We start from the raw sequence: 14,039 nt of genomic DNA, 5'->3' as shown, positions 1-14,039 counted from the left end.
TCCAGAAGGGCAGTGCAGATGACCAATCAGGAGTGGATCGCCGTCGGAGTCGACGGATCCGAGGGCAACAGGGCAGCGACGCGGTGGGCCGCGCGGGAGGCACAGCGGCGGGACTGCGGGCTGCGGCTCGTCCATGTCTACAACGACTTCGTCCCACCCATCGGCTTCTACGGGGCGGGCTTCATGACGGAACGCCTGGAGACGCGCACGATGACGGAGCCGATCATGCGCGACGCGACCGAGGAGGCCCAGAAGACGTTGCCAGCCGACCGGATCGAGGCCCTCCTGCTCGACGGGGACCGCCGCGCCGGTCTCATCCAGGCCGCCGCACAGGCATCCCTGCTGGTGCTCGGCGACGATCCTGGCACCGCACTGGATCGGGTCTTCACCGGCACCGTCGTGACAGCGGTCGCCTCCCATGCGACGTCGCCGGTCGTGGTCGTGCCCAGCGGGTGGCCGCAGGACAGCGAAGGTGCGATCGTCGTCGGCATCAAGGACTACGACAGGGCCGACGCCCTGGTCGCAGCCGCCCTGGAGGTCGCCGCTGACCGCTCGGCGCGGCTCGTGGTGCTGCACGCCTGGCACGCCCTCGGAGGCTACGACGACGCGATCGCCGCACACACGGAGGCTCCGCACTGGGAGTCGCAGGCGCGCAAGGCCCTCCAAGACGTCGTCGACCACGCGCTCGAGCGGTCCGCGCATCGCACGGAGGTCGAGGTTCGGGTCGTGCACGGCCACCCGGCGAGCATGCTGGCGCGTGCCTCAGCTGATGCAGCCCTGCTGATCCTGGGCCGCCGTGCGCACGGCTTCCCCGTCGGGCGCCTCGGCGCGAGCGGTCGTTCGCTCCTTCACCACAGCCGGTGTCCCGTGATGGTGCTGCCGGCCGCTATCGCGACGGTCACAGCTGGGTGATCTCGGGCGAGGATGCGCTCGGATCGTCGCCGACTCCTGCGTCGATGGCGCGGGACTCAGCGCGGTGGTAGTGGTGCGGGAGCCATCGCGCCGGGAGCACGACCGGCATCACCTTCACCACCGCGAGCGCGAGGTAGACCAAGGTGTTGACGGCCACGAACGTGGAGGCGATGACGAAGGTGTGGCTGTGCAGCCATGCTTCCGGCAGCAGCGCGACCCATGTCCTCACGAGCACTCCTTCCCGCAAGGCCCAAGACGCCGACCCGATCGTCGCTGCACCACACCACTCCCCCAGCCCGCGACACGGGCGAGCGCGATCTCGGCGATCGCCGCGAGCTGGATCGCGGACAGCAGTGCCGCGTACAACAGCTCCGGCAGGAGTGCGAGCGCGAGGAGACGCGCGCGCCAGCCGCCTCCCCACACCGTGACGACCCGCTCGACGGCGAAGACAGCGCCGACACCGACCCAGAACGGGAACCAGACCCAGTGCGGCGCGGTGAGGGCCGTGAACGCCATCAGACCGAGGTAGGAACCCAAGGCGAGCGCGCCGTAGGTGATGCTCAGCTGCTGCATCCAATAGAGCAGCGTCGCGAACGAGAGGCCGTACGCGCCGAGGTTCTCGATGGCTCCCCGATGCCATCGGATGCGCTGTTGCCACAGCGACCTCAGGTCCGGCATCACCTCGGTCTGCACGCGACAGTCGGCCGGCGAGACCATGAGCGCACCGAGCGACTTCAGCGCGAGCGTGAGCTCGTTGTCCTCGGTGAGGGCGCTGGTGTCGTAGATCGCCCCGGGGAGGCCCGGCAGCGTGACGCCACGACGATCGGCGACCATCTCGAGAGCTCGCGGACGGAACACCGAGGACGTCCCCGTCAGCACATACACCTTGCCCCGGCGGCGACGCAGATCGCGGGCGTAGCGCTCGTACTCGCTGCGCTGGAACTGTCCCAGCAGTCCTCCGCCCTCCTCACCGTAGAAGATCCCGCACATCGCCATCAGCGCCCGGTCGGCCGTGAACCGATCGACCGTCGAGCGCAGGAATCCGGGCTCCAACACGGTGTCCGCGTCGAGCACCAGAAGGAGGTCGTTGTCGCCGAGTTCGGTCAGCAGCGCGGGGAGAACCTGGTTGAGAGCCCCCGCCTTCTTGTCGACGTTGTCAACGGTCCTCGTCACCTCGGCGCCCATTGAGAGCGCGACGTCGATTGTCCGATCGCGACAGTTGTCCGCGACGACGATGACGCGACGTGGAGCCGGCGACTGGCCAGCGAGCGCGGTGAGGGTCGCGGTGAGGCGATGCTCCTCGTCGTGGGCGGGTATGACCACCGTCACGGTGACCTCACCGGCGTAGTGGCCCCGCGTCCGCGCCATCACGTTCCGCGGCGACAGCGGGAGGTGCTCCACGTCCGCCGACCGGCGGGCACGCCGGGTGAGGCGGGCGTCGGACCAGAACGTCAACCCGGTCAGCGCGACGCCGACGGCGACGGCGATCGTGGCCAGGCGCCACGACGGCGCCTGCAGGCTGTAGGCGACGTTCAACGGTCCGAGCAGCTCATCGCCCTCCCCGTGCCATGAACGAGGCACGGCCCGCGCCACCAGGACCCACAGCACCACGGCGGCAGCGACCGCCGGGACCAGGATCAGGAATCCGGCCAGCCGCGGATAGGGCGGTCGGCGAAGCCAGGCGAGGAGGACGCGGAGGTGACGCATGGCTCAACTGTCGCCGCACCACCACCCGTTCCGCCGACTCTTGGCGGTATCGGTGACCAAGGACCTCGCCGAAGGACCTTCGCGCCAGGGGACCTCCTCCTCTCGGAGGCCGCGCCGCACCGCGATGGACTGATGAGACGGCAGAAGGAGCGCCCGGCACCCGGCGCCGCCACCACAGCGAGCCTCGTCAGGAGAGACACCCATGAAGGCAGCAGTAGTCACCCAGCTCGGATCCCCGTTGGCGATGGAGGACCGGCCGATCCCGAGCCCCTCAGCGGGTCGGGTGCTCGTCCAGATCGAGGCCAGCGGCCTGTGTCACACCGACATCCACGCCGCGAACGGCGACTGGCCGGTCAGGCCGGTACCGCCGTTCGTACCGGGTCACGAGGGCGTCGGCGTCATCACCGAGGTCGGCGAGGGCGTGACCCACCGGAAGGTCGGGGACCGCGTCGCCATCGCCTGGCTCGGGCACGCCTGCGGGCACTGCGCGCACTGCATCAGCGGCTGGGAGACCCTGTGCGAGCAGCAGCAGAACAGCGGCTACTCCATCGACGGCGCGTTCGCCGAGTACGCGGTCGCGGATGCCGACTACGTCGTACCGGTGCCCGATGGCGTCACCTCGCTCGACGCCGCCCCCCTCACCTGCGCCGGCCTGACGACGTACAAGGCGATCAAGGTCGCCCACGTGACGCCGGGCGAGCGTGTCGCGGTGTTCGGTGTCGGCGGGCTGGGCCATCTCGCGGTCCAGTACGCACGACTCGTCGGCGCCGAGGTGATCGCCGTCGATGTGACCGACGAGAAGCTCGCACTGGCTCGGCAGCTGGGCGCGGACCACACGGTCGACGCCGCCAGGACGGATGCGGCCGAGGCCATCGCGGCGCTCGGTGGCGCCGATGTCGTCATCGCGCTCGCAGCGTCCGCGCGAGCGTTCGAGCAGGCCTTCGCCTCGCTGCGCCGAGGCGGCCGGCTCGTGTGCGTGGGCCTTCCGCCCACCAGCGACGGCCCGATGGCGCTGCCGATCTTCGACACGGTGATCAAGGGGATCTCGGTGATCGGGTCCATCGTCGGGACGCGTGCGGACCTCGCGGAGGTGTTCCGTCTGCACGAGCTCGGCCGCACCCGCGTCATCGCGGAGCAGCGCAAGCTCGACGAGGTCAACAGCGCGATCTTCGACGTGCTTCACCATCGCACGAGCGCGCGGATCGTCTTCGAGCTCTAGGCCGGGTGCAGCCCGACGCTCAGCAGACCTGAGGAAGGGGCGTCAGCGGCGGTTGGCGACCGATCCGAGCGCCTCGCGCTCGGACGGCGTCATCGGGTCGAGGAAGTGGCGCCGGATCGAGGAGGCGAGGCGGCCGAACGCCGCCTCGGTCTGGCGCTCGCCCTCCTCGGTGATGGAGACCGTCATGCGTCGCCCGGACCCTGCGGTCTCGCGGTGTACGAGGCCCCGACCGTCCATCCGGGCGAGATGGTGCGAGAGCCGGGACGGCGACCAGCGCAATGCGCTCAGCAGCTCCTGCTGGTCGATGCTGCCGCCGTTGTCCCAGAGCCGGCCGAGGACCTCCATGTCCGGGATCGAGAGTCCCGCGTGCTCGTCGAGCTCGCGGCCCACCTGGGCGATGACGCTCTGCGACCACGACAGGAACGCGCGCCAGAGCTCCCGCTCGGCCAGGTCGAGGATCTCGTCGTCGCGTCCGCTGCCCACGCGGTCCAGTCTCGCGCCGATGAGTTGACGCGTCAAACAAGCCGGAGGATGCTGGACGCGGTTCTTCATGTGACACGTCAACTCAGGAGTCGTCATGCGGCACGCCCGCCCCCAGCCCAGCCTCGCCCGCGGGCTCTCCCTGCTCTGGTTCCCGGTCTTCTTCGCCGCCGTGCTCGGCGCCTTGGCGCTCGCATCGTTCACCCAGCCGGCGCCCCACGAGATGCGCCTCGGCGTGGTCGCCTCACCTGCGGACGCCGATGCGCTCGCCGGGCGCCTCGACGCGCTCTACCCGGAGGGGTTCGTCACCACCACGTACGCCTCCGTGCTGGACGCGCGTGACGCGATCGTCCACCAGGACGTCGTCGCCGCCGTCGTCGATCGGGCGCCCGACGCCGAGCTGCTGGTGGCGAGCGGGTCGAGCAACACCCGCGCCACCTATCTGGCGAAGGTGCTCCCGCCGATCCTCGCAGCGCAAGGATGGCCCGGCACGCCCACCGTCACCGATGTCGTCCCACGACGGTCCGACGACGCCACCGGCAACGCGATGATGTTCTGGGCGATGCCGCTCATGGTCACCGGCTTCGTCACCTCGATCCTGCTGCTCCAGCTCGCCGGGTGGTCACTGGTGCGCAAGAGCACGGTGATCGCGATCATCGGCGCCCTGGCCTCGCTGTCGCTCTATGTCACCGCGGCCCTCCTCGACGTCCTGCCGAGCGAGCCCCTGCTGCTGGTGTACGGGTTCCTGCTGACCCAGGCGGTCGCGTGGCTGACCACCGGGGCCGCGCCGTTCGTGAAGCAGTTCTTCCTGCCCGTCACCGCGACCTTCGTGCTCGTGCTCGGCCTGCCGTCCGCCACCGGCACCATGCCCACCGACCTGCTGCCCGCGATCCCCCGGTGGCTGAGCGAGGTGATGCCGTTGTCGCAGGCGATCCGCCTGGGCCGCGCCACCGCTTACTTCCACGACCACGGCTCCCTGACCCCGCTCCTCATCCTGTTCGGCTGGGCGGTCCTCGGCGCCGCCCTGATGATGCTCGGCGAGCGCCGCACTGCGCACCACCACCGTCTCGCGGTCCTGGCCCAGCAGGAGGCGGCGTCGACGCCCGCGCCGCTCGACGGACCCGACCAGGGCGGACAGGCCGGCATCGCCGGCACGATCCGCACGCTCGGCGGGCTTCCGGTCACCGGCGCCACCGTCACCGTGCTCAGCCCGGGCGGCCGGATCTGGAGCGGCACCACCGACCCCGACGGCGCGTACGCGATCGGCAACCTGCCCGTCGGCGTCGTGCACGTCGCCGTCACCGCGCCGCACGCGGAGCCGGAGCTCAGCACGGTCGTCATCCACCAGCGCCACCCCCGTGTGCGCCATCACGTCGTGCTCGCGGATTGGGAGGCGCCGGTCTTCGAGGCCGCAGAATCCGCCGCCAGGGCTACGGTCGACTGAGCCGAGGACGCTCCTCGCGCCGTCGACTCCCCCGGCCGCCGGCGGCATCAGTCCGTTCGGATCACTGATCCGCTCCGACGACCGAGGCCGCGAGCAGCCCGGTGAGGAACTCGCTTGCGCCTTCCTCGACCTTCACCGTGGCCAGCTCATCGCCACGCGTGACACCGCGGTTGACGATGACGATCGATGTCCCCTGGCGAGCCGCGGCCCGCACGAAGCGCAAGCCGCTCATCACGGTGAGCGAGCTACCAACGACGAGGAGCGCCGGCGCCTGCTCGACGGCCTCGAAGCAGCACCGCACGTGGTCGCGGTCAGCGTTCTCGCCGAAGAAGACGACATGCGGCTTGAGAACGCCGCCGCACCGCACGCACGACGGCACCACGAAGCCGGCCGTCTCCTCCAGGTCGACGTCGCCGTCCGGGTGGGAGGCCGCGTCGGCGTGCGCTTCGACCCAGCCCGGGTTCGCCTCGTCGAGCCTGCGCTGCATGTGCGCCCGGTCGGTGATGTCCCCGCAGGCCAGACAGACGACCTCGGCGACCCGGCCGTGCAGCGCGACGACGTGCCGATTGCCGGCGGCCTCGTGCAGACCGTCGACGTTCTGGGTGATGACGAACCGACAGGTGCCCCTCGCCTCCAGCGCGGCGAGCGCATGGTGACCAGCGTTGGGCAGCGCGCGACCCATCCGCTGCCAGCCGACGTGGGAGCGGGCCCAGTAGCGCTGCTGCTGAGCCGCTCCGGAGAGAAACTCGGCGATCGTCATCGGGTTGCGGTTGCGTGATCCCGGTCCGCGGTAGTCGGGGATGCCGGAGTCGGTGCTCAGGCCCGCGCCGGTCAGGGCGACGAAGCCGCCGTCGAGCAGCCGCCTCGCTCGATCAGTCGCCACGACTCGAGTATGACGCGGCGAGGCAATCACGCCCGTAGGGTCGTCACGCGCTTCATGCCTCCACCATCGCGTGAGCCAGCAAGGGTGCCTAGGCCCGGCTCGGAAGGTGCAGCGCCGCGATCCCCGACATCTCGAGGGTCTGACCCGTCGGCAGGTCGGCATAGCGGAGAAGGACCATGTCGCACCCGTTGCAGCGCGCGACGAGACCCATCGGCGCGCCGTACACGGGAGCGGCGGCGAGCACCTCCTCGTGGCCGCATCCGGCACAGACGCCGGTCGCCGCGGTGAGGTCGGCGGCGAACACGGCTCCGAGAGGACCGGCGAGCGCGTTGCCGTCGAGGTAGGTGTTGTCGTCCACGGTCATCCTCCGGTTGCTCCGAAACGCTCGGCCCGCACGTTCGCCGGGTCGTGACCGGCCTCCACCAACATCTGCGTCACGTGCTCCACGAACGGCGTGGGACCAGCCGCCGCCGATCAGCAGCACCGGCCCGGGCCGATCGGGCGAGGCGGCTGGACCCGGCGGCCACACGAACCAGCCGCCGACCGGCCCGAGCACCTCGAGCTGGTCCCCGAGCTCCATCTCCTCGACCAGGTACGGAGACACCTCGCCGTCCTCGACCAGCTGGACGGTCATCGAGATGGTCTCGCCGTCCGCCGGGGCCGACAGCGAGTAGCTGCGGCGCGCGACGTACCCGTCCTCGGCCGTCAGTCGCACGTCCACGTGCTGGCCCGGCAGGTGCCCCGGCCAGCCCGGCACGTCGAAGCGCAGCGTCCTGGCGGTCCACGTCTCCTGGCGGAGCGCCACGAGCGTGGCCGGGTACCAGGACCCCACGCCTACTGGGCGCGGTAGCGCTGTTCTTTCCACGGGTCTCCGTACAGGTGATAGCCCAGCGACTCCCAGAAGCCCGGCGCGTCGTGGTCGAGGAGCTGGAGTCCGCTGATCCACTTGGCGGACTTCCAGAAGTAGAGATGCGGCACCAGCAGCCGTGCCGGTCCGCCGTGCTCAGGCCGCAACGGCTTCCCGTCGTAGGTGTGGACGATCCAGGCCTTGCCGCCGCGGAGGTCGACGAGAGGGACGTTGGTCGTGTAGCCGCCGTAGCAGTGCGCCATCGCGGCCTCCGCGGACGTTCCGACGTCACCGAGCAGCACATCGAGCGACACCCCGCGCCAGGTGGTGCCGAGCTTGGACCAACTGGTCACGCAGTGGATGTCGACGGCGGGCTCCTCGGTCGGCAGCGCGAGGAACTCGTCCCAGGTCCAGCGGCGCTCCTCGCCCGCCTCCGTGGTGATGGTGAATGACCATCTCTCCAGCGACACGTGCGGCGTCGGCCCCGCAGACAGCACCGGGAAATCCGTCGTGAGGTGCTGGCCGGGCGGCAACACGATGTCCGCCTCGTGCCGGCGGTGGAAGCCGCGACTGATCACTGCCATGGAGCACAGTATGTCGTTGCGCCATCCATCGCCCGCCACAAAAGCGCCTGCTCGTGGCTGCCGCCCTGCGATGAATGCCCGGGCGATGCCGGCCGCTCCACGCATCATCGCCCGCGCCGCCGCACCAGGGGTGGCGTATCGCGTTGGAGGTATGGGCACCTGATGACACATCCGTCTTCTAGCAAGGGAGTGACCGGCCATGTTGTGGACCATCGTCGTCATCGTCGTCGTCGTGATCGTGGCGCTATTTCTGCTCAACCTCCTCCGCGGTCGCGGCGGGCGTATCTGACCCAGCGGGCGAAGCCGCCGCGTACCTCCGTCGCGGGCCCGGCTGTTGGGCAGTCCCGACCGAGGTGATGTGACACCTGGCGGCCGAGGATGGCTCCGGCCTGTCCCGATGTCGCTATCGGACACGGGGCGGGCTCACGCCGCGCAGGGAGCAGGAACAGCTCTGTTCTCAGGAGGAAGGCCATCACCGGACTCTTTGTCATGACAGGTGACTTTGGACTCTGGCAGCGCAGTCCGACGGGGCGCACCGTGGACGAACAGCAGGCATCCGTCCTGCCAGCGACAACAGCCCGCGTGATGAGGGGGACGCGATGAAGGACATCCACGGCGCGGAGCACCTGAGAGCTGGCGGCGAGGCCCGCCGCACGGTCGGCGGGCGATCAACCGCAGCTCTCGACGCGCTCCAGGCGGCGTGGCGGCGCTATCTGAGCGCCGACACGTATCGCGATCAGAGCGGGCCCGAAGAAGACTCACCCAAGAAGTAGAAACCATCGGATTGGCACCGCCCCTCGGGACAAAGGCGGCGGCGCAGCGTCTGCGGCTCGGCGGCGAAGAACACCAGCCCACGATGACTGCCGCGAAGCTTCGGTCCAGAAGTGGTGATGTCACCGCCGCCTGCTGACGACTAGGTTCCTCGACGCCGGTCCGCCGACGAAGCGTGCGCACCGAAGCCTGACGTGTTGAGCTGCTCGGATTGCGATCGATCGCAGCGACGCCGGTGCGCGGGGCTGGCGGGTGGAAGTGTCTGCAGCGGGGCCGGTCACGTTCATCCTCTCCTGATGAGGCCTCGCATCGGCGCAGTGCACCCATGCGCCTCCTGGTTGGGAACGTCTCGATCCTGTGCTGCTGCGCTGGCGTTTGACAGGGCAGAAGGGCCCCCGACATCAGGACCTCGGATTGTCGAGCGTCAGCCCCGACTCCTCGAGTACGACGCCCGGGACTGCAGACGAGCTCACAGTCCAGAACCACCGCGCTTCGGTGATTTCAGCGTTCGGCCACGCGCAGCTGATCGATGACACAAAAGACATGCGGGGAGCTCCACGCCGCATGGTTCGCCGCAGCCTTCTCGGCGTGGGAGGTGACCGTCCCACTCGGTTTGACCGTCGCACCGTCGACGTCGACCTGGATGTGGTTTGCATCAAGATTCGCGAGCCGCGCGAACGCCGAGCGGATGTGGTCGCGAGTATCGGCCGAGCTGACGCGGCTCTGCAGTTCGATATTGTTGATCACCCGTCGGACACCGGCGATGCTCTCCACGGTAGTGCCGGCCGCTCGCCGCTGGTAGTTCCACGCCACAGTGCCGCTCAGGGTGACGCTACCGTGGGCGACCTGGATCTGCACGACGTCACGCGGCAGGTTGGTGTTGAGCCTCAGTGCGTCGCGTACCCGCTCAGCGATGGCGGCATCGTCATGCGGCTACCCCAGACGACGTCAATGTCGTTCGCCAACGCGGTCACCCCGCGGGTCCGGAGCGCTGCCTTACCGGCTTCGACCTTCTGCGAATATGTGGGGACTGTGCCGGTCAACGTTGCCACGCCGTGATGGATTGCGACCCCGATCTGCGCAGCGTCGGTGACCTGCGGACACCAGGTCAACTCGTGCTCCACTAGGCGACGGGTGTTGAGGTCTTGGTCCACTGTTGTCTTCATAGCGTCTCCTGCGGCAGAGGTTTCCTCCGAGCCAACGCGACATAGGACGTCAGCGCAGGGGCCAAAGGTCCCCTTCGCGTGGGGACTTGCATCCGCAGCGGCACGGCGTCTCGTTCCACAGCCCGGCTACCGGTCCTGTGCGATCCACGTCGTCGGCTGGCCCTGTTCATCCCCCAATCTTGGGTATAGCCCCGGCAAACCAGGGAAACGCTCTTGTTTGGGCCGCGGAGCTGCCACAAAGTAAGGAAAGGGACGCTGCGGCTGGAGGTGGGATGTCTTCGATCACGCAAGGCAGTGGCGAAGACCGCACCCACCGTCAACGCCCCCAATTCGGGCACGCTGCGAGGGAGGTGACTATCCCCGCCGATACGCTGGTGGCCTGCACCGACCTGGTCGTCACCGGTCTGTTCGGCGTCATGTTGGAGTTGGATGCACTACAGGGGCTCGTGGGTGACGGTCCCGCTGGTGAGCGGCTCGCGCAATGCGCTCGCCGAATCGAGGATCTGGTGATCGAGGTCCGCGCTGTCATCGTCGACGCCCCGGTGCCACGCGAGGAGCATTGACAGCCGTGCGCATCGATCCGTCGCCGCCGTGGTCATCTGAGCGCCGGCAGCTACGGGACGCGTACGTTGCGTGCGCCTGCTCAATGCACGCGTGGAGTCTGCGTCGACGCCCCGTGCTGGCCTGACCACAGGACCCGACAGGACGAGCGGCCCAGAGCGACGCAGCCTGTAGGGCCGTCGAGCGGCAGCGAGGAGCGCCGTCGGTGTCTCCCGCAGGCCCTGCTGTGCAGGCCACGCCCGACGCCGACCTGGAACGGACGGACGGCGGGGCCGGAGCCAGAGGGACCAATGGCCTTCAGGCAGGCACCAATCGGCCCTCACGGAACCGCGCACCGCATCGCAGGGTTCCCTTGTCCGCCGTTCACGTTCGTATAGGCCCGAAAGGGGCAATGGATGTCAGACGACGCCGCGTCATATCAGCAGCTCGACAGCCTTGTCCGCGTCACCGGTGCTAGCGGGCACCCGGTCCCGGCGGCAGTCCCGGCGATCTCGCCTCCTTGCCGCGCGACCGGCGCGCACCACGTGTTGAACGTCGCGTCCACGAGCAGAGCCGCAGCGACAGACGATGATGTCGGTCGACGACCACTGCGAACGCTGCACGCGGCCAGCCGTGTCGTGATCGTCGAAAACCACCCGATTGTGGGCGAAGCCCTCGAGATCGCCCTGGCCAAGCACCAACTCGACGTCCGGCTCGTGGCAACCCCGCTTCCGGGCGCGACCCCGGTCGCACTCACCTCGGCGGTTCTCAAGGCCGGAGGGGCCATCGCGCTCGTGGCGAGCTCCCTAGAACCATCTGATCCGCACCTCGGCGCGATCACGGAGATGACCCGGGCCGGGATCGCCGTTGTCGTACTGACGTGTGCGACCGATGAGGCGACCTGGGGGCAGGCGCTGCGTCGAGGAGCCGCAGCCGTCGTGCCCAAGACGCGCCGGCTATGCGACCTCATCTGCGCCGTGCGAAGCCTCTCTGAGGGGGCCCCTGCTATTGGTGCCGACGAACGTGAAGCACTTACCGAGGCCTCGATCCGCCGGGATGCCACGTTGGCCGGTCTTGGCGCGCGGTTCGAGCGACTCACGATCCGAGAAGCGCAGATCCTAGGTCTCCTCATGAACGGCTGCACCGCCGCCGAGATCGCTGCAGCAAACGTCGTTTCGGAGTCCACCGTCCGCACCCAGGTCAAGTCCGTGTTGGGCAAGATCGAGGTCTCATCTCAGATCAGCGCAGTAGCGGCCGCACATCGTTTGGGTTGGAGGCCTCCGCTGAGCAGCAGATTTCATCCCGAGCCGACGCTGGCTCCCACACTTAGCAGGGCCAGCTCTCGCCCCACGCTCCCCCGTCCAAGACGCCGACCGCAAGCGACCGGAAGCATCGCCCTCGCACCGGAACTGCAGTGACGGCGGGCGACGGCCATGTAGGACATCTACCTCGCCTCTATCTCGGCGCTGGCAGCAGTGATCGTGTTGGCCAGCGCCCTGCTCGCGTACGTGGCGTGGCCGTATCGCGGCCGTCGCGCGCCACGCATCGTCCGGTGGACGGCACCTGTACTCGCACTCCTCGGGCACGCCGGCCGATTCGCCGCTCGGCTGGCCCTGGCGCCAGCGGATCCCGGCGATGCGCGAGGTGGCTCCGATGAATGACAACCGTCCCGAGCGGCCTGGATCGGTGCAGGCGAGCGGCCCCGCGGGTGCGCGTCAGCGACCTGAGTGAGGCGAGAGGCGGGCGAACGCATGATCTCTACCCAGGGCCGGCCGGCGCGACGACGCACGCCGACTTCGACGATTCCCCCTCTCCGCGCACGCGCTTGATGAGGCCATCACTGCCGGCGGGACTCCGACCGCATCGAACGTCCCGCCGAGGCCGTCAGCCACGCGAGCACCCGCTCCTAGAGGACCAGGACCGCTGCACCGTGGACGGCGTCGGCCGCGAGAGCGGCCAGAGCCTCGTCGGCGCGTTCGAAGGGGTACGGCGAGACGGTCGCGCGGACACCGAGCCGGTCGGCCAGCCGTAGGAACTCGTCGCCGTCGGCTCGCGTGTTCGCCGTGACGCTGGTGAGGGTCTTCTCGTGGAAGAGGTGCTGGTCGTAGTCCAGGGCCGCGATCTGACTCATGTGGATCCCGGCCAGGGCGACTGTCCCGGCGGGAGCGAGCGCCTCGAGAGCGTCGGCGACGAGCTCACCGGCCGGGGCGAAGATGATCGCGGCATCCAGGGGCGGGAGCTGCGCCGAGTCGACCGCCGCGGTCGCGGCGCCCAGCTCGAGCGCGAACTCCCGAGCACGGGGGTCGCGCGTGACGACATGGAGCTCGGTACCTCGCGCAATGGCCACCTGCGCGGTCAGATGAGCGCTCGCGCCGAACCCGTAGATGCCCAGGCGCCCGCCGGCGGGGACGGCAGCGCGGCTGAGCGCGCGATACCCGATGATGCCAGCGCACAGCAGAGGCGCGGCCTGCACCGGGTCGAGACCCGGCGGGATCGGATAGGTGTACGCCCACGGGGCAGCGACGTACTCGGCGTAGCCACCGTCGGCGTCCCACCCGGTGTAGGTCGAGGCGCGACAGAGGTTCTCGTGCCCGGCCCGACAGGCGGAGCAGGACCCACAGGTGCTGCGCAGCCAGGGAACCCCGACCCGCTCACCGAGGGAGGCTCGCTGACTGTCGGCGGCGGCAACGACGATCCCGACAGCCTCATGACCCGGCACCACCGGCGAGCGACGTGCGGGGAGCTCCCCGTCGCGGACGTGCAGGTCGGTGCGGCACACCCCACAGGCCTCGACCCGGATCAGGACCTCGCCCTCCCCGAGGTCGGGCACCGCGACCGCCGACAGCTCCAGCCTGCCGCTACCGTCGGTGCGCCACGCCCGCATCCTCTCGGGCGCCGCGTTACTCCGAGCGCTCGTCGTCTCATCGGCCACCGGCCTACCTCCTTCACGACAGTCCCATCCTGCACCGCCGTGTACTTTCCGACGGGTGCGGCGAGCGCCACGTCGAAGTCTCGGTGGCGACCTCGCGCCGAGTCACGTGGGCGGCCGACGTCCCGTGGTCGGCAGCCATCGGGACCCTTCAGTCCATCCGCACCGTGGGCGCCTGACTGGGGTCGTTCGCCGCCACGTCCGCGAGGGTCGCATCCAAGAGGTCGTGCGCCAGCCCCCAGAGTGCACGACAGGTGGCGAGCTCGTCGCCGATCTCCGGGATGTCGTGGTCGCCGGGCGCCGCTTGGCCGTCCCCGCATGGCGGATCTCGGTCCCCGCTGTCGTTCGGAGGACCGCCTCGGCGCGGGTCTCGCTGTCGTCTTCGAACAGATCGATGTGGACCTGCCAGGTGGTGGTGTGCATGGGTGTTCCTCTCCGTGAACGACGCTGTGACGTCGGCACGGCCCGCCTCATCACACGCGCGACTCGGTCGGTGTCGGCAACGCTCGAAAATGAGGCCGATCCGACGCTCGAAAACGAGGCCACCGGTTCTTGTG

The 14,039-nt window shown here is 69.5% G+C and carries 15 protein-coding genes and 1 pseudogene; 6 read left to right on the top strand and 10 right to left on the bottom strand.

Going from position 1 to position 14,039, the window contains the following annotated elements:
• Nucleotides 1-18: 18 nt before the first annotated feature.
• Nucleotides 19-912: a universal stress protein gene (locus KSO98_RS17915; RefSeq protein ID WP_225287113.1), complete on the top strand. Its 894-nt coding sequence runs from the start codon at nt 19-21 to the stop codon at nt 910-912.
• Here the strand turns inward: KSO98_RS17915 and KSO98_RS17910 are convergent.
• A complete protein-coding gene (locus tag KSO98_RS17910) occupies nt 899-1,141 on the bottom strand; it encodes a hypothetical protein (protein WP_225287112.1) in 243 nt (80 codons plus the stop codon). The genes KSO98_RS17915 and KSO98_RS17910 overlap by 14 nt on opposite strands.
• Nucleotides 1,138-2,619: a glycosyltransferase family 2 protein gene (locus KSO98_RS17905; protein WP_225287111.1), complete on the bottom strand. Its 1,482-nt coding sequence runs from the start codon at nt 2,617-2,619 to the stop codon at nt 1,138-1,140. Before KSO98_RS17905 ends, KSO98_RS17910 begins: the two co-directional genes overlap by 4 nt.
• A gap of 202 nt (nt 2,620-2,821) precedes the next feature.
• On the opposite strand from KSO98_RS17905, the gene adhP reads away from it, so the two are divergent.
• Entirely contained in the window at nt 2,822-3,838 is a 1,017-nt protein-coding gene (adhP, locus tag KSO98_RS17900) for an alcohol dehydrogenase AdhP (RefSeq protein WP_225287110.1), read from the top strand.
• A gap of 42 nt (nt 3,839-3,880) precedes the next feature.
• Here adhP and KSO98_RS17895 read toward each other — a convergent pair whose 3' ends face one another.
• Entirely contained in the window at nt 3,881-4,321 is a 441-nt protein-coding gene (locus tag KSO98_RS17895) for a MarR family winged helix-turn-helix transcriptional regulator (RefSeq protein WP_225287109.1), read from the bottom strand.
• A 94-nt stretch (nt 4,322-4,415) separates the two neighbouring features.
• Here KSO98_RS17895 and KSO98_RS17890 point away from each other — a divergent pair, with 94 nt between their 5' ends.
• On the top strand, nt 4,416-5,762 hold the full coding sequence (locus KSO98_RS17890) for a carboxypeptidase regulatory-like domain-containing protein (protein WP_225287108.1): 1,347 nt from the start codon (nt 4,416-4,418) through the stop codon (nt 5,760-5,762).
• A 61-nt stretch (nt 5,763-5,823) separates the two neighbouring features.
• Here the strand turns inward: KSO98_RS17890 and KSO98_RS17885 are convergent, their stop codons facing one another.
• The 3 genes from KSO98_RS17885 to KSO98_RS17875 form a co-directional block, all read right to left on the bottom strand.
• On the bottom strand, nt 5,824-6,645 hold the full coding sequence (locus KSO98_RS17885; RefSeq protein WP_225287106.1) for an NAD-dependent protein deacetylase: 822 nt from the start codon (nt 6,643-6,645) through the stop codon (nt 5,824-5,826).
• 88 nt (nt 6,646-6,733) lie between these two features.
• Nucleotides 6,734-7,477, bottom strand: a complete 744-nt coding sequence (locus KSO98_RS17880) for a DUF6510 family protein (protein ID WP_225287105.1) — start codon at nt 7,475-7,477, stop codon at nt 6,734-6,736.
• 2 nt (nt 7,478-7,479) lie between these two features.
• Nucleotides 7,480-8,076, bottom strand: coding sequence for a sulfite oxidase-like oxidoreductase (locus tag KSO98_RS17875; RefSeq protein WP_225287104.1), 597 nt, complete (start codon nt 8,074-8,076; stop codon nt 7,480-7,482).
• Between the two features lie 599 nt (nt 8,077-8,675).
• Here KSO98_RS17875 and KSO98_RS17870 point away from each other — a divergent pair.
• Nucleotides 8,676-8,849 (top strand): hypothetical protein, encoded by a 174-nt coding sequence (locus tag KSO98_RS17870; RefSeq protein WP_225287103.1) that lies wholly within the window; start codon nt 8,676-8,678, stop codon nt 8,847-8,849.
• A 499-nt stretch (nt 8,850-9,348) separates the two neighbouring features.
• On the opposite strand, the gene KSO98_RS19010 is transcribed toward KSO98_RS17870, so the two are convergent.
• Together KSO98_RS19010 and KSO98_RS19090 are read right to left on the bottom strand one after the other, a co-directional pair.
• Nucleotides 9,349-9,762 (bottom strand): BON domain-containing protein, encoded by a 414-nt coding sequence (locus tag KSO98_RS19010; protein ID WP_225287133.1) that lies wholly within the window; start codon nt 9,760-9,762, stop codon nt 9,349-9,351.
• Nucleotides 9,735-10,013 (bottom strand): BON domain-containing protein, encoded by a 279-nt coding sequence (locus KSO98_RS19090; protein ID WP_225287102.1) that lies wholly within the window; start codon nt 10,011-10,013, stop codon nt 9,735-9,737. Before KSO98_RS19090 ends, KSO98_RS19010 begins: the two co-directional genes overlap by 28 nt.
• 272 nt (nt 10,014-10,285) lie before the next feature.
• Here KSO98_RS19090 and KSO98_RS17855 point away from each other — a divergent pair, with 272 nt between their 5' ends.
• Nucleotides 10,286-10,576 carry a hypothetical protein gene (locus tag KSO98_RS17855; protein WP_225287101.1) on the top strand — a complete coding sequence of 97 codons (291 nt, stop codon included), beginning with the start codon at nt 10,286-10,288 and terminating at the stop codon, nt 10,574-10,576.
• A gap of 393 nt (nt 10,577-10,969) precedes the next feature.
• Nucleotides 10,970-11,971: a helix-turn-helix transcriptional regulator gene (locus KSO98_RS17850; protein ID WP_225287100.1), complete on the top strand. Its 1,002-nt coding sequence runs from the start codon at nt 10,970-10,972 to the stop codon at nt 11,969-11,971.
• A gap of 488 nt (nt 11,972-12,459) precedes the next feature.
• Here the strand turns inward: KSO98_RS17850 and KSO98_RS17845 are convergent, their stop codons facing one another.
• The gene (locus KSO98_RS17845; RefSeq protein WP_225287099.1) at nt 12,460-13,485 is read right to left on the bottom strand and encodes a zinc-binding alcohol dehydrogenase family protein; all 1,026 of its coding nucleotides are present in this window, start codon (nt 13,483-13,485) and stop codon (nt 12,460-12,462) included.
• A gap of 148 nt (nt 13,486-13,633) precedes the next feature.
• A pseudogene (locus KSO98_RS19085) lies at nt 13,634-13,905 on the bottom strand (dsRBD fold-containing protein).
• Between the last annotated feature and the right edge of the window lie 134 nt (nt 13,906-14,039).

The sequence above is a fragment of the Nocardioides nematodiphilus genome, assembly GCF_020216525.1.
GTDB classification, from domain to species: domain Bacteria; phylum Actinomycetota; class Actinomycetes; order Propionibacteriales; family Nocardioidaceae; genus Nocardioides; species Nocardioides nematodiphilus.
The sequence above is the reverse complement of the archived record's forward strand: the minus strand, read 5'-3'. Positions and strand labels throughout refer to the sequence as shown.

Excerpts from the sequence above, each read along its gene's own strand:
- KSO98_RS17915 (WP_225287113.1), top strand. The coding sequence starts at position 19 with ATGACCAATCAGGAGTGGATCGCCGTCGGAGTCGACGGATCCGAGGGC.
- KSO98_RS17905 (WP_225287111.1), bottom strand. The coding sequence starts at position 2,619 with ATGCGTCACCTCCGCGTCCTCCTCGCCTGGCTTCGCCGACCGCCCTAT.
- adhP (WP_225287110.1), top strand. The coding sequence starts at position 2,822 with ATGAAGGCAGCAGTAGTCACCCAGCTCGGATCCCCGTTGGCGATGGAG.
- KSO98_RS17890 (WP_225287108.1), top strand. The coding sequence starts at position 4,416 with ATGCGGCACGCCCGCCCCCAGCCCAGCCTCGCCCGCGGGCTCTCCCTG.
- KSO98_RS17875 (WP_225287104.1), bottom strand. The coding sequence starts at position 8,076 with ATGGCAGTGATCAGTCGCGGCTTCCACCGCCGGCACGAGGCGGACATC.
- KSO98_RS17870 (WP_225287103.1), top strand. The coding sequence starts at position 8,676 with ATGAAGGACATCCACGGCGCGGAGCACCTGAGAGCTGGCGGCGAGGCC.
- KSO98_RS19090 (WP_225287102.1), bottom strand. The coding sequence starts at position 10,013 with ATGAAGACAACAGTGGACCAAGACCTCAACACCCGTCGCCTAGTGGAG.
- KSO98_RS17855 (WP_225287101.1), top strand. The coding sequence starts at position 10,286 with ATGTCTTCGATCACGCAAGGCAGTGGCGAAGACCGCACCCACCGTCAA.
- KSO98_RS17850 (WP_225287100.1), top strand. The coding sequence starts at position 10,970 with ATGTCAGACGACGCCGCGTCATATCAGCAGCTCGACAGCCTTGTCCGC.